This window comes from Rhizobium sp. Root1212 (assembly GCF_001424985.1).
In the GTDB taxonomy this organism is placed as follows: domain Bacteria; phylum Pseudomonadota; class Alphaproteobacteria; order Rhizobiales; family Rhizobiaceae; genus Pararhizobium.
Genome location: NZ_LMDA01000022.1, coordinates 48,240 through 62,835 on the forward strand (window position 1 = coordinate 48,240; position 14,596 = coordinate 62,835).

General features: G+C 62.5%; 14 protein-coding genes. 5 read left to right on the top strand and 9 right to left on the bottom strand.

Annotation, left to right across the window (positions count from 1 at the left end):
* Positions 1–3 precede the first annotated feature (3 nt).
* Together fdhD and ASC86_RS16430 are read left to right on the top strand one after the other, a co-directional pair.
* Positions 4–822, top strand: coding sequence for a formate dehydrogenase accessory sulfurtransferase FdhD (gene fdhD, locus ASC86_RS16425; RefSeq protein WP_056323422.1), 819 nt, complete (start codon positions 4–6; stop codon positions 820–822).
* A complete protein-coding gene (locus ASC86_RS16430; protein ID WP_056323423.1) occupies positions 812–1,066 on the top strand; it encodes a formate dehydrogenase subunit delta in 255 nt (84 codons plus the stop codon). The genes fdhD and ASC86_RS16430 overlap by 11 nt, the downstream gene beginning before the upstream one ends.
* Before the next feature lie 7 nt (positions 1,067–1,073).
* Here ASC86_RS16430 and ASC86_RS16435 read toward each other — a convergent pair whose 3' ends face one another.
* The gene (locus ASC86_RS16435) at positions 1,074–1,505 is read right to left on the bottom strand and encodes an Lrp/AsnC family transcriptional regulator (RefSeq protein WP_056323426.1); all 432 of its coding nucleotides are present in this window, start codon (positions 1,503–1,505) and stop codon (positions 1,074–1,076) included.
* A 121-nt stretch (positions 1,506–1,626) separates the two neighbouring features.
* Here ASC86_RS16435 and ASC86_RS16440 point away from each other — a divergent pair, with 121 nt between their 5' ends.
* Positions 1,627–2,730: a saccharopine dehydrogenase family protein gene (locus ASC86_RS16440; protein WP_056323429.1), complete on the top strand. Its 1,104-nt coding sequence runs from the start codon at positions 1,627–1,629 to the stop codon at positions 2,728–2,730.
* Positions 2,731–3,068: 338 nt separating this feature from the next.
* Here ASC86_RS16440 and ASC86_RS16445 read toward each other — a convergent pair whose 3' ends face one another.
* The 8 genes from ASC86_RS16445 to ASC86_RS16480 form a co-directional block, all read right to left on the bottom strand.
* On the bottom strand, positions 3,069–4,496 hold the full coding sequence (locus tag ASC86_RS16445) for a mannose-1-phosphate guanylyltransferase/mannose-6-phosphate isomerase (protein ID WP_056323432.1): 1,428 nt from the start codon (positions 4,494–4,496) through the stop codon (positions 3,069–3,071).
* Between the two features lie 221 nt (positions 4,497–4,717).
* Positions 4,718–5,125, bottom strand: a complete 408-nt coding sequence (locus ASC86_RS16450; RefSeq protein ID WP_056324251.1) for a F0F1 ATP synthase subunit epsilon — start codon at positions 5,123–5,125, stop codon at positions 4,718–4,720.
* A 112-nt stretch (positions 5,126–5,237) separates the two neighbouring features.
* The gene (gene atpD, locus ASC86_RS16455) at positions 5,238–6,752 is read right to left on the bottom strand and encodes a F0F1 ATP synthase subunit beta (RefSeq protein WP_056323435.1); all 1,515 of its coding nucleotides are present in this window, start codon (positions 6,750–6,752) and stop codon (positions 5,238–5,240) included.
* Positions 6,753–6,776: 24 nt separating this feature from the next.
* Positions 6,777–7,652: a F0F1 ATP synthase subunit gamma gene (locus ASC86_RS16460; protein WP_056323438.1), complete on the bottom strand. Its 876-nt coding sequence runs from the start codon at positions 7,650–7,652 to the stop codon at positions 6,777–6,779.
* A 26-nt stretch (positions 7,653–7,678) separates the two neighbouring features.
* On the bottom strand, positions 7,679–9,208 hold the full coding sequence (atpA, locus tag ASC86_RS16465; protein ID WP_056323440.1) for a F0F1 ATP synthase subunit alpha: 1,530 nt from the start codon (positions 9,206–9,208) through the stop codon (positions 7,679–7,681).
* Complete coding sequence (locus ASC86_RS16470; RefSeq protein WP_056323443.1) at positions 9,208–9,768, bottom strand: F0F1 ATP synthase subunit delta; 561 nt, start codon at positions 9,766–9,768, stop codon at positions 9,208–9,210. The genes atpA and ASC86_RS16470 overlap by 1 nt, the downstream gene beginning before the upstream one ends.
* Before the next feature lie 267 nt (positions 9,769–10,035).
* Positions 10,036–10,422, bottom strand: a complete 387-nt coding sequence (locus tag ASC86_RS16475) for a DUF4345 family protein (protein WP_056323444.1) — start codon at positions 10,420–10,422, stop codon at positions 10,036–10,038.
* Between the two features lie 118 nt (positions 10,423–10,540).
* Positions 10,541–12,745: a primosomal protein N' gene (locus ASC86_RS16480; protein ID WP_056323448.1), complete on the bottom strand. Its 2,205-nt coding sequence runs from the start codon at positions 12,743–12,745 to the stop codon at positions 10,541–10,543.
* Positions 12,746–12,825: 80 nt separating this feature from the next.
* Between ASC86_RS16480 and fsa the strand changes: the two genes are divergently transcribed.
* Positions 12,826–13,479 carry a fructose-6-phosphate aldolase gene (gene fsa, locus ASC86_RS16485; RefSeq protein ID WP_056323451.1) on the top strand — a complete coding sequence of 218 codons (654 nt, stop codon included), beginning with the start codon at positions 12,826–12,828 and terminating at the stop codon, positions 13,477–13,479.
* 124 nt (positions 13,480–13,603) lie between these two features.
* On the top strand, positions 13,604–14,539 hold the full coding sequence (locus ASC86_RS16490) for a tyrosine recombinase XerC (RefSeq protein WP_056323454.1): 936 nt from the start codon (positions 13,604–13,606) through the stop codon (positions 14,537–14,539).
* The last annotated feature ends 57 nt before the right edge of the window (positions 14,540–14,596 follow it).

Consider the following 14,596-nt stretch of genomic DNA (forward strand, 5'->3'; position numbering starts at 1 on the left):
GCGGTGCGCACCACCGCCAAAGTCCCCGAAATCTTTCGTCGCAAGGGAACGGTCGGCGAAGGCGAGCGCGTGGTGCCGGAAGAGACGCCGGTGGCCTTCACCTATGGCGGCTCGACGCATGCCGTGATGATGGCGACGCCGGACGACCTTGAGGACTTTGCCGTCGGTTTCAGCCTGACGGAAGGCATCATCACCGATGCCGGGGAAATCGACGAAGTCGAGGCCGTCCAGACCGAGATCGGCATCGATCTGCAGATCCGGCTTGCCGAGGACCGCAACGACCGACTGGTGGCGCGGCGGCGGCATATGGCCGGGCCGGTGGGCTGCGGGCTCTGCGGCATCGAATCGATCGAGGAAGCCGTGCGGCCGACCCCGGATGTCAGTGCCTCACCGCTTCGGATGAGCGAACGGGACATCGTCGAGGCCGTCGCCGGGCTCGGCAGCCGTCAGCCGTTGCATATGGAAACCCGCGCCGTGCATGGGGCGGGTTTTTACGTACCGGGCAAGGGCATCGTCGCCGTGCGCGAGGATGTCGGCCGGCACAATGCGCTCGACAAACTGGCGGGCGCTGCGGCGCGGGCGGGTTTTGGCGGCCGTGATGGTGCCGTGGTCGTTACCAGCCGCGTGTCGGTCGAGATGGTGCAGAAGACGGCGATCATCGGTAGCCCGGTCATCGTCGCCATTTCCGCGCCGACGGCGCTGGCCATCCGCACGGCGGAAAAGGCCGGCATCACCCTGATTGCGCTTGCCCGCGGCGACGAATTCGAGATTTTCACCCATAGTGACCGCATCTATCCGGGAGCAGCTTCCGATGTCGCATGACGAGCCCCACAAGACGACTGACGACAAGCTCGTCTACATGGCCAACCAGATCGCCACCTTCTTCAAATCGCAACCGGAAGCGGAGCGGCCGAAGGGCGTGGCCGATCACATCAACAAATTCTGGGAACAGCGCATGCGCCGCGCTTTCTTCGCGATGATCGACAAGGGCGATCCGCGATTCGACCCGCTGGTCGTGCAGGCCGCGCCGCTGATCAAGCGTCCCGCCAAGATCGCGAAGGCGTAAGAACGAATCAGCGGCTGATTCGCGTCGAGAGAATGATCGACGACAGGGTGCGCTCCACCCCGTCGATCTCGCCGATCCGGTCGATGATCAGGTCGAGGCTGCTGATCGACGGTGCCGCGACGACCGCGATCAGATCGAAGGTGCCGCTGACGGAATGCAGCGTGCGCACTTCCTGAAGCGCATGCAGTTCCTGCGTTACCCGCGCCAAGGCACGCGGCGCCAGCGTGATCAGCACATGCGCCTTGACGAGGCCCTGCTCGAAATCATCCGACAGCCGGATGCCATAGCCGGCAATCACCCCGTCCCGCTCCAGCTTATCGATCCTCGACTGGACCGTCGTGCGCGACAGGCCGAGTTTTCGCGCCAGCATCGCCGTCGGCATGCGGGCGTTTTCGCTGAGCAGCGACAGAAGTTGCCGGTCTTTGTCCGATATCGTCATTTTGCCAATTTCAAACGTCTATCTGCCGATATTAAGGCGTCGTTTCTATCAGTTTGCAGCTACGTTTCAACTCCACTTCAGAGCATCCTGGGACATCGAATGCTCATGAGGGGACCTCACCATGAAAAACATCGTCGTCATCGGAGCCGGCAAGATCGGCTCGACCATTGCACGGCTTCTGGCAAGCTCGGGCGACTACCATGTCACGCTCGCCGACCACAGCGTCGAACAGCTGGCCCAGATCGAAAAGCATGAGGCGATCGACACCGCCCAGATCGACATCGCCAATGGCGACGCACTGGTGAAGCTGCTCTCCGGCAAGTTCGCCGTGCTGAGCGCCGCCCCCTATCACCTGACGATCGCGATCGCCGAAGCAGCTTCCAAGGCCGGCGTGCACTATCTCGATCTGACGGAAGACGTCGAATCGACCCGCCGCGTCAAGCAGATCGCCGAAACCGCCAACACCGCCTTCATCCCGCAGTGCGGCCTGGCGCCGGGCTTCATCTCGATCGTCGCCAACGATCTCGCAAGCCGCTTCGACACGCTCGACAGCGTGCGCATGCGCGTCGGCGCCCTGCCGCAGTACCCGTCCAATGCCCTGAACTACAACCTCACCTGGAGCACGGACGGCGTCATCAACGAATATATCGAGCCCTGCGAAGCCATCGTCGAGGGACAGCTGATCGAAGTGCCGGCGCTCGAAGAGCGTGAAGAATTCTCGCTCGACGGCGTCACCTACGAAGCCTTCAACACCTCGGGCGGCCTCGGCACGCTCTGCGAAACGCTGAAGGGCAAGGTTCGCACGCTGAACTACCGCACGATCCGCTATCCCGGCCATGCCGCGATCATGAAGGCGCTTCTGAACGACCTCGGTCTGCGCCATCGCCGCGAAGTGCTGAAGGACATCTTCGAAAACTCCCTGCCCTCGACCATGCAGGACGTCGTCATCATCTTCGTGACCGTTTCCGGCCGCAAGGATGGCCGTCTGGTGCAGGAGACCTATGCCAACAAGGTCTACGCCGCCGTTGTCGCCGGCCGCATGATGAGCGCGATCCAGATCACCACGGCCTGCAGCATCTGCGCCGTGCTCGACATGCTCGCCAAGGGCGAGCTGCCGGCCAAGGGTTTTGTCCGCCAGGAAGAAATCAGTCTCGACCCGTTCCTGAAGAGCCGCTTCGGCCACTACTACGAACAGCGTCACTATTCCGAAAAGGCCGCAAGCTAAAGCATTTTGCAGCCAGGTGGCATCACCTGGCGTCGCACAAATGCGATAAAACAAAGAGCTGGGGCGGCGGTTCGGCTTTAGCCGAACATAAGCTGCTCCAAGACGGCCGACCTGCGGAGGGAGAACGCCCGGCTTTTGCCGGGCGTTTTCGTTTTGGGGATCAGGTGCGATCGCCCCACACTCCGTCGTCATCCTCGGCCTCGTGCCGAGGATCTTCCAGCCTGCCATCACGAATCGATAGACTGGAAGATGCTCGGGACAAGCCCGAGCATGACGGAAAGGAAAGTTTGGAGTGGCCGCCCAATGCCCGGCTTTCGCCGGGCCTCTTCTTTTAAGGGTCAGGTGCGGCCGAACTGGTCGTCGAGGCGGATGATGTCGTCGTCGCCGAGATAGGAGCCGGTCTGGACCTCGATCAGCTCCAGCGGAATCTTGCCGGGGTTTCTGAGGCGATGCACGGTGCCTTCCGGAATATCGACGGACTGGTTTTCGTGCAGCAGCCGCACGTCGCTGTCGATGATGACCTCCGCCGTGCCACGTACGACGATCCAGTGCTCGGAGCGATGGTGGTGCTTCTGCAGGGAGATGCTGGCGCCGGGGCGTACAAGCAGCTTCTTCACTTCGAACCGGCCGCCGGACAGCACCGAGGCGACCGAGCCCCAGGGGCGGTATGACGTCGGATGGGCCTGCGTGAGCCCACTGGTCGCCTTCGAAGCCGCCAGTCGCTTGACGATCTGGCCGACATTCTGGCTGTCCGAGAGCGGGCCGATATAAACGGCATCCTCGCTGGCGATGACGGCAACATCTTCGAGCCCCTGCACGGCGATGTGGATGTCGCGGGACAGCACCAGCGAATTGCGGGTGTTGTTGACGGTGACCTTCTCGCCGAGCACGTTGCCATCGGCGTCCTTGTCACCGATCGCCCACACTGAATCCCAGCTCCCGAGGTCCGACCAGCGGAAGCCGGAGGGCACGACGGCCGCATCCGGGGTCTTTTCGAACACGGCATAGTCGACCGAGATATCCGGCGCCTGGGAAAAACGTTCCTCGTCGAGGCGGATAAAATCCAGATCGTGCTTGGCGCCCTGCACTGCCCGTTGCGCGGCATCGTGCACGCCGGGCGCATAGCGCCTGATATCGCCGAGGAACTGGCCGACCGGCAGCATGAACATGCCGGAATTCCAGAGATAGCGGCCATCGGCCAGCAGCTCGCGCGCCCGCTCCAGCTTGGGCTTCTCGATGAACCGGGAGACCTTGTGTGCGCCGCCCGCCAGCGCGTCGCCGGCTTCGATATAACCGTAGCCCGTCGCCGGCTCCGTCGGCTTGATACCGAAGGTTACGAGCTTGCCGGCTTCGGCCGTTTCGCGGGCAAGGCGGATGCAATCGAAATAGGTTTCGTCCGCCGCGATCTCGTGGTCGGAGGCCAGCACCTGCATGATGGCGTCATCGCCGTGATCGCGCAGGATAGCGAAGGCGGCGGCGGCCAACGCGGGTGCCGTGTTGCGCGCGACGGGCTCCAGCAGAATGGCGGCGAGCGCTGCATCCACATTGCGAGCCTGTTCGGCGACGATGAAGCGGAAATCGGCATTGGTGACGATGATGGCAGGTTCGTAGAGCGCCGGGTCGGACACCCGCTGTAAAGTGCGCTGGAACAGAGAGAAATCACCGAGGAACTGCAGGAATTGTTTCGGCGCTTCTGCCCGCGACAGCGGCCAGAGACGCGTACCCTTGCCGCCAGCCATGATGACCGGGATGATTTTCGAAGACATCGATACCCTCTATGCTTGTCGGCCGTGAAAGCCAAAACTCAATGCTTGAAATGGCTAAGCGTAACCCAGCCCTGTTTCAAAAGGAAACGGCGGCGCGGGGAAACTCGATCCATGCTTAACGTCCGCGCCCATTTGCGGGGCGCCGGGCACGCGACAAGATTCACGAAGGCAATAAAAAACCCCGCCGGAGCGGGGTTCGGTCAGGAGCGTGCATCAGCCTCTCAAAAGGCGACGACGATCTCGTTGAGCTGGGTCAGTTCGCCCAGGAAATGTTCCAGACGGGTCACATGCTCGTCGCTGTGATGGTTTTCATCGATCTGGGCACGAACCGCGGCAATACGCTTTTCAAGCGAGGCCGAATCGAACTCTTCCGATGAAACGGCGGATTCGGCGAGCAGCGTGCAGCCGGTCGGCAGGATATCGGCAAAGCCGCCGAAAACGACGTAGCGCGTGATCTTGCCATCGGTGCCCTTCACGGTGACGACGCCCGGCTTCAGGGTGGTCATGGTCGGCGCATGGTTGGCCATGACGGTCATTTCGCCTTCCGTTGCCGGAATGACGACTTCCGTCACCCGCTCGGAAAGGAGCAGACGTTCCGGAGAAACAAGCTCGAAGTTGAAATCAGCCATGATCATTCGCTTCTTCTGGCGCTACCGGAGAACCGGCAGACAGTTCACTCAAGCGGCGGACATCATCCGGCGCCGGACGACCGGGGTGCGGAGCACCCCGGCCTTGTTCGCATCAAGCGGCTTCGGCAGCCAGCTTCTTGGCCTTTTCGATCGCTTCCTCGATGGAACCGACCATGTAGAAGGCGGCTTCCGGAAGGTGATCGTATTCGCCGTTGACCAGGCCCTTGAAGCCCTTGATCGTGTCTTCGAGAGCCACCAGCTTGCCCGGCGAGCCGGTGAAGACTTCGGCGACGAAGAACGGCTGCGACAGGAAGCGCTCGATCTTACGGGCGCGGGCAACGGCCAGCTTGTCTTCTTCAGACAGTTCGTCCATGCCCAGGATGGCGATGATGTCCTGGAGCGCCTTGTAGCGCTGCAGGGTCGTCTGGACCTTACGGGCAACTTCATAGTGCTCATCACCGACAACCATCGGGTCGAGCATGCGCGAGGTCGAGTCGAGCGGATCGACGGCCGGGTAGATACCCTTTTCAGCGATCGAGCGCGACAGAACGGTCGTTGCGTCCAGGTGGGCGAACGAGGTTGCCGGCGCCGGGTCGGTCAAGTCGTCGGCGGGAACGTAGATGGCCTGAACCGAGGTGATCGAACCCTTGGTCGTGGTGGTGATGCGTTCCTGCATCTGGCCCATGTCGGTGGCGAGCGTCGGCTGATAGCCCACGGCCGAAGGAATACGGCCGAGCAGAGCCGACACTTCGGAACCTGCCTGGGTGAAGCGGAAGATGTTGTCGACGAAGAACAGAACGTCCTGGCCCTTGTCACGGAAGTCTTCAGCGATGGTCAGGCCCGTCAGAGCGACGCGGGCGCGGGCGCCCGGCGGTTCGTTCATCTGGCCGTAAACGAGGGCTGCCTTGGAGCCTTCGCCGCCGCCGTGCTTGTTCACGCCGGATTCGATCATTTCGTGGTAGAGGTCGTTGCCTTCGCGGGTACGCTCACCCACGCCTGCGAACACCGAGTAACCACCGTGAGCCTTGGCGACGTTGTTGATCAGTTCCATGATGAGAACGGTCTTGCCGACACCGGCGCCGCCGAACAGGCCGATCTTGCCGCCCTTTGCGTAAGGCGCGAGCAGGTCGACGACCTTGATGCCGGTGACGAGAATCTGCGCTTCCGTGGACTGCTCGACATAAGCCGGAGCATCCTGGTGGATGGCGCGCTTGTAGGCGGTGACCAGCGGGCCTGCTTCGTCGACCGGCTCGCCGATGACGTTCATGATGCGGCCGAGGGTTTCGTCGCCGACCGGAACCGAGATCGGAGCGCCCGTGTCCGTCACCGGCTGGCCGCGGACGAGACCTTCGGTCGAGTCCATTGCGATGGTGCGGACGGCGTTTTCGCCGAGGTGCTGGGCGACTTCGAGAACGAGGCGGTTGCCGTTGTTGTCGGTTTCCAGCGCGTTCAGGATCGACGGCAGCTGACCTTCTTCGAAGGTCACGTCGACGACGGCGCCGATGACCTGGGTGACGCGGCCGACAGCGCCCGCTGCCGCAACATCAGCCTTGGCAGAAGCTGCCTTGCGCGGTGCAGCCGGCTTCTTTGCCGCTGCGGTATCTGTGGGGGTAGCTGCCTTAGCCATAATTCTTACCCTCTTTCCGTAACCTTAGAGCGCTTCCGCGCCCGAAATGATTTCAATGAGTTCCTTGGTGATCTGCGCCTGACGCTGGCGGTTGTAGCTGAGCGTCAGCTTATTGATCATCTCACCGGCATTGCGCGTGGCGTTGTCCATCGCGCTCATCTTGGCACCCATTTCACCCGCGACGTTTTCGAGCAGAGCCCGGAAAACCTGGACCGAAATGTTGCGCGGGATCAGGTCGCTGAGGATCTCGCCGGCATCGGGCTCGTATTCGTAGATCGCGCCCTGATCGGCAGATGCCCCTTCCGGTGTGGCAGCCGGGATCAGCTGCAGGCCGGTCGGGATCTGCGAGATGACCGACTTGAACTCCGAATAGAACAGCGTGCAGACATCGAACTCACCCTTTTCGAAGAGCGAGATGATCTTGTGGCCGATCGCGTCGGCGTTCTCGAAGCTGATCTTCTTGACTTCGCGAAGATCGACGCGGTCGATGATCAGCGACGCGAATTCGCGACGCAGGATATCGAAGCCCTTCTTGCCGACGCAGATGATCTTGACCGTCTTGCCCTGAGCCAGAAGCTTGCGGACATGATCACGCGCAAAGCGCGCGATCTGGCCGTTAAAGCCGCCGCAAAGGCCGCGTTCTGCCGTGCAAACGACGAGAAGATGCGTCTGATCCTTGCCATTGCCCGTCATCAGCAGCGGGGCATCGGCGTCGCCGCCGACAGCCTGGGCGATGTTCGAGAGAACAGCACTCATCCGCTGAGAATAGGGCCGGGCGGCCTCGGCCGCCTCCTGGGCACGCCGAAGCTTCGCCGCGGCGACCATTTTCATCGCCTTGGTGATCTTCTGCGTCGCCTTGACGGAGGCGATCCTGTTTTTCAGATCCTTAAGTGAAGGCATCCGTTATCCGTCCTTATGGAACCCGATCAGGCGAAAGACTTGGCGAAGGCATCGAGAGCAGCCTTGAGCTTGCCCTTGGTGTCGTCGCTGATAGCCTTTTCCGTGCGGATGGTGTCGAGGATGGCCTTGCCTTCCGAGCGCATGTAGGACAGCAGGCCCTGCTCGAAGGCGCCGACCTTGGCGACCGGAATCTTGTCGAGGTAGCCGTTGACGCCGGCGAAGATGACCGCGACCTGCTCTTCCGTCTTCAGCGGCGAGAACTGCGGCTGCTTCAGGAGTTCGGTCAGGCGGGCACCGCGGTTCAAGAGGCGCTGCGTCGCAGCATCGAGGTCCGAACCGAACTGGGCGAAGGCGGCCATTTCGCGATACTGCGCGAGTTCACCCTTGATCGAACCGGCAACCTGCTTCATCGCCTTGACCTGAGCGGCCGAACCGACGCGGGAAACCGACAGACCGACGTTCACGGCCGGGCGGATACCCTGGTAGAACAGGTCCGTTTCAAGGAAGATCTGGCCGTCGGTGATCGAGATCACGTTGGTCGGAATGAATGCCGAAACGTCGTTACCCTGGGTTTCGATGACCGGCAGAGCCGTCAGCGAGCCAGCGCCCATTTCGTCGGAGAGCTTTGCAGCGCGCTCGAGGAGACGCGAGTGCAGGTAGAAGACGTCGCCCGGATAAGCTTCGCGGCCCGGCGGGCGGCGCAGCAGCAGGGACATCTGACGATAGGCGACGGCCTGCTTCGACAGGTCGTCGTAGCCGATCAGGGCGTGCATGCCGTTGTCACGGAAGTATTCGCCCATGGCGGCGCCGGCGAACGGCGCCAGGTACTGCATCGGAGCCGGATCGGAAGCCGTCGCAGCAACGATGATCGAGTACTTCAGCGCGCCGCGCTCTTCGAGCACCTTGACGAACTGGGCAACGGTCGAACGCTTCTGGCCGATAGCGACGTAAACGCAGAACAGCTTTTCGCCGTCCGGGCCGTTATCGTGGATCGCCTTCTGGTTCAGGATCGTGTCGAGAATGATGGCGGTCTTGCCGGTCTGACGGTCGCCGATGACCAGCTCGCGCTGGCCGCGGCCAACCGGGATCAGGGCGTCGATGGCCTTGAGGCCGGTCGACATCGGCTCATGAACCGACTTGCGCGGAATGATGCCGGGAGCCTTGACGTCCACGCGCGAACGGCGGGTCGCATTGATCGGGCCCTTGCCGTCGATCGGATTGCCGAGGGCGTCGACGACGCGGCCGAGCAGTTCCGGACCGACCGGAACGTCGACGATGGCGCCGGTCCGCTTGACGGTGTCGCCTTCCTTGATTTCGCGGTCGGCGCCGAAGATAACGACACCGACGTTGTCGGCTTCGAGGTTCAGGGCCATGCCGCGAATTCCGCCAGGGAATTCAACCATCTCGCCGGCCTGGACGTTGTCCAGACCGTAGACGCGGGCAATACCGTCACCGACGGAGAGCACCTGGCCAACTTCGGAGACTTCTGCCTCCTGGCCGAAATTTTTGATCTGATCTTTGAGAATTGCGGAAATTTCCGCGGCGCGGATATCCATCAGCCGACCTCTTTCAGTGCAAGCTTAAGGCTCGAGAGCTTTGTGCGAAGGGAAGTGTCAATCTGGCGGGACCCGACCTTGACGATCAAACCACCGAGAATAGACGGATCGACAGTGACGTTGATCGCCACGTCTTTGCCGGTGACGCCTTTCAGCGCCGCCTTCAATTCTGTTTGCTGCGCTGCGGAGAGCGCATGGGCCGAAGTCACATCAGCAGACACTTCGCCGCGATGACGGGCGGCAATGGCGCGATAGGCCTTCACGATGCCCGGCACCGCGAACAGGCGGCGATTGCGGGCAACGACCTTGAGGAAGTTTGCGACCAGGCCGGAAATGCCGGCCTTTGCGACGATGGCAGAAATTGCCTTGAACTGGTCGTCGGCAGAAAAGACCGGGCTGACGATCAGGCGCTTCAGATCAGCACTCTCATCGACCATCGACTGGAAACGGTCCAGATCAGACCCTACGCTCTCCACGGAGTTTGCCTCGAGGGCAAGCTCGAACAGCGAAGACGCGTACCTTTCTGCAACACCGGAAATAAGCTCGGATGTATCTGCCACGGGTACAAGCTTCTCTCATTTTAATCCAAGGCATCGTTTGCGGTGAGCCGTAAACCCAACACCTTGAATTTGTTGCGATATTTTTTGAGTTCTGCAAGCCGGGCGGCTTGTGTCCCCCACAAGTCGCGGTTCGTCTAGCATAGGATATCTGGACTCGCAACACGCCAAGGCCACGAATGCGCGATAACTGCGTATCCTTGGGCTAAATTTTGCCAAAAATGGGGTTTGAGATGACGCGGTCCAATGCTGCGCTGCGATCAGGCGTCCTCAAATCATCCCGAATACGTAAGCCAGCGGCAGCGCTGCGAGCACGATCTGGACCAGAAGATAGGCCCAGTTGAAGATCGTGTTGCCGCCATCCGACAGCATGGAGAGAACCCGGCCGAAAGCCGCGAGCGCAAAGGCGGCGCCGAGCGCCAGATAGACCATCGGCTGGGCGAGCAGCACGGCGGCAAGACCAAGCCCCAAAGGAAAGCCGCCCATGACGGAGCGGGCCTCGGCATAACCGCCACGGCGGCCCTCGCGTAGATCGAGACCGATGGCCTTGAAGGCGAGGCCGGGGGCGAAGACGAAGACGAGACCGATCACCGCGGTCACAAGAGCGGCGCAAAACGCCAGAAACTCGCCTGTTTCCGTTGGAATGTAGAACTCCATCCTGCCCTCTCATATCTTGCGCCGACATTGCGACGCGAGAGGATTAACGCAATGGAAGGCAAAAGGGAATCGGGGGTGGAGGGGTAATCCAAAGGCTGAATGCAAGGCTGTCCGTAGTTCAAAGAAAACTCTGCGGATCGATGTCTAGCTGTACACTGATCGACCCGCGCACCTTCGGTCCCGCCGCAATCATCGTCTTCACAAAGCTCTGCATGTCGCTGTTGCGGCGGCCGTGGACGAGGAGGCGGAAGCGGTGGCGTCCGCGAATGAGGGCGAGCGGCGCTTCGGCGGGGCCAAGGATGCTGATGCCGTCGACGCGAGGAGCGGCTTGGCGCAGGCCGCGGGCGTGGCCTTCGGCGTCGGCGCGGGTTTCGGCGGAGACGATGAGCGAGGCGAGGCGGCCGAAGGGGGGAAGCAGTGCCTTTTCGCGTTCGCTGATCTCGCGCTCGTAGAAAGCGTGCGAATCGCCGGAGACGATCGCCTGCATCACCGGATGCTGCGGTTGGTAGGTCTGCAACAAGCCGAGGGAGCGCAGGCCCGTGCGGCCGGCGCGGCCGGTGACCTGCGACAACAGCTGAAAGGTGCGCTCGGCGGCGCGCGGGTCGCCGTTGGAGAGGCCGATATCGGCATCGACGATGCCGACGAAGGTCATCATCGGGAAGTTATGGCCCTTGGCGACCAGCTGGGTGCCGACGACAATATCTGCCTCGCCGCGCTGGATTGCTTCCAGCTCCAGCCGCAGGCGCTTGACGCCCATGAGATCGGAAGAGAGCACGATGGTTCGCGCATCCGGGAAATGGCGGTCCACCTCCTCGGCGATGCGCTCGACGCCGGGGCCGCAGGCGACGAGGTGATCGAAGGTGCCGCATTCCGGGCAGGCTTCCGGCGTCTTTTGCGCATAGCCGCAATGGTGACACTGTATCTGGCCGCGGAAACGGTGCTCCACCAGCCAGCTGGAGCAATCCGGGCATTGGAAGCGATGGCCGCAGACGCGGCAGAGCGTCAGCGGGGCGTAACCGCGGCGATTGAGGAAGAGCAGCGCCTGCTCCCCTCGCCCCACCGCCTTGCCGATCTGGTTGAGCAGCACCGGCGACAGGAAACCGCCGCGCTCGGGCGGATGGCGGCGCATGTCGACGACACCGAGATGGGGGAGAGCGGCGTCACCATAGCGGGTCGGGAGATGGATGGCGGAATAACGGCCGAGATCGCCGTTGACGCGGCTTTCGACCGACGGCGTGGCGGATACCAGCACGACCGGGAAATCGCCGATGCGGGCGCGCACGACCGCCATGTCGCGGGCATTGTAGAAGACACGGTCTTCCTGCTTGTAGGCGGGATCGTGCTCCTCATCGACGATGATCAGGCCGAGATTTTCGAACGGCAGGAACAGCGCCGAACGGGCGCCGGCAACGACGCGCACGCCGCCTTCCGTCACCTGCCGCCAGACCTTTTCACGGGTGCGGGGGGCGAGATCGGAATGCCATTCGGCGGGCTTCGAGCCGAAGCGGTCCTGAAAACGTTCGAGAAAGCTTGCGGTGAGCGCGATTTCCGGCAGCAGGATCAGCACCTGCTTGCCGGCCTTCAGGGTGGCGGCGATGGCCTCGAAATAGACCTCCGTCTTGCCCGAGCCGGTGATGCCGTCGATGAGAGAGACGGAAAAGCCGCCGACCCCGACCTTCTGCAAAAGCTCTTCGGCGGCGGATTTCTGCGGGCCCTCCAGCCGCGGGGGTACGAAATCCGGGTCGGGTTCGGCCACCACCGGCGGCGGCGGCATGAAGACGGTTTCGAACACGCCCTGCGCCGTCAATCCATCGATGACGCTGGAAGAAACGCCGGCCGCGTGGGAAAGGCCCGAGCGGGTCCAGGCAAAGCCGTTATCGGCGGCGGCGATGGCGCGTGAGCGGGCATCCGTCATGCGTTCCGGGCGCATGTCGGTCAATCGCAGGGCTTCGACCATCGGCTCGGGATCGAGGGCAGCCGGCGCACGCAGCGCCATACGGGCGACGAGGCCGGGCGGCGAGACGGTGTAGGAGGAGACCCAGTCGAGGAAACGGCGCATTTCCGGCTTCAGCGGCGGACAATCGAAAGCAAGCGTGATGGCCTTCAGCTTCTTCGGATCGACGGCTTCCTGACCCTCGTCATCCCAGACGACGCCCATCACCTGACGGGGGCCGAGCGGCACCTGCACGATGGAGCCCGGCTCCACCGCCATTCCCTCCGGCACGAGATAGGAGTATGCTTTTGGGGCAGGCATGGGCACCAGCACAGGCACGACCCGCGCGGCGAACAGGGCCCCAAACAAATCGGACGAATCTTCTGTCATCGGCCGTGACCTTGCCTCCGGTTTGCGATAAAGGAAACCCCGAAACCACAGCTCAGCCGCGCGTCCCAAGGGAGAATTCCATGAAGTTTTTTGTCGATACAGCCGATGTGAACGAAATCCGGGAACTCAATGACCTGGGCCTCGTCGACGGCGTGACGACCAACCCCTCGCTGATCCTGAAATCGGGCCGCGACATCTTCGAAGTCACCAAGGAAATCTGCGGCATCGTCGAAGGTCCGGTCTCCGCTGAGGTGGCGGCGACCGACTACGAGACGATCATGAAGGAAGCGGCGGTCATTTCGAAGATCGCAGACAACATCTGCATCAAGCTGCCGTTGACGCTCGACGGTTTGAAGGCGTGCAAGAATCTCGTTTCCGATGGCCACCAGACCAACGTGACACTGTGCTTCTCGGCCAACCAGGCGCTGCTCGCCGCCAAGGCCGGCGCGACCTTCGTGTCGCCGTTCATCGGCCGCCTCGACGACATCGCGCTCGACGGCATGGACCTGATCCGCGAAATCCGCCAGATCTTCGACAATTACGGCTTCGAGACGGAAATCCTCGCGGCTTCGGCCCGCACGGTCAACCACATCAAGGAAGCCGCCCTGATCGGCGCCGACGTCGTCACCGCGCCGCCGGCAACCCTGAAGGCGCTCGTCAAGCACCCGCTGACCGACAAGGGCCTCGAAACCTTCCTCGCCGACTGGGCGAAGACCGGCCAGAAGATCGCCTGATTTTTCCGGCATCCACCCGAGTTCGATAAGGCCTCGTGATGTTTCGCGGGGCCTTTTCCATGGGCGATTAACAGAAACCTAAAGCCTTCGTCGCAGATTGCCCTTGAACGGGGACAAGACGGCGATGAACGAACTCCTGATTATCGGCCACCCGGAGCTGATGACCGAGCGGCAGAGCTGGCTCGGAGCGCTGGCACGGGAAAGACGGCTTTCGGAAAAAACCGTCGAAGCCTATGAGCGCGATACAAGACAGTTTCTCACCTTCCTGACCGGACATTTGAGTGGCCCGCCAAAGCTCAATGATATCGAGGCCCTGCGGCCAGCCGACCTGCGCGGATTTCTGGCCATGCGTCGCAAGGAGGGCGCAGGCGCCCGCACGCTCGGGCGCGGGCTTGCAGGCTTGCGTTCGTTCCTGCGCTATCTGGAACGCAAGGGGCTGGCCAATGCCGCAGGCGCCAGCGCCGTTCGCTCGCCGAAGCAGCCGAAATCCCTGCCGAAGCCGCTGACCGACACTGACGCCCTGCAGGTGGTGACGGAAGGTGCGCAGCTTGCCGAAGAGCCGTGGATCGCCGCCCGCAACGCCGCTGTGCTGACCCTGCTTTACGGCTGCGGCCTGCGTATCTCCGAGGCGCTGGACCTGACCGGCAATGATTTTTCAGGCAGGCCGACCTCGCTGCGCATCACAGGCAAGGGCGGAAAGACGCGCATCGTACCGCTGATTTCGGCGGCCTGCGACGCCGTGGAGCGCTATCGCAGCCTCTGCCCCTATCACAGCGACGGCGACGCGCCGCTGTTTCGCGGCGCGCGCGGCGGCAAACTGCAGGCGGGTATCATCCAGCGGGAAATGCAGCGGCTGCGCGGTGCGCTCGGGCTGCCGGATACCGCCACGCCCCATGCCTTGCGCCATTCCTTTGCGACACATCTCCTGGCGGGCGGCGGGGACCTGCGGACGATCCAGGAACTGCTCGGCCATGCCAGCCTCTCGACGACGCAGGTCTATACCGGCGTCGATTCCACCCGGCTGCTCGAAATCTACGACCGCGCGCATCCGCGCGCTTGAGCGCCGCGATGACGACATATTAACCATGCTTGTTAAGGGGCTCGTGAAGGCTGAAGC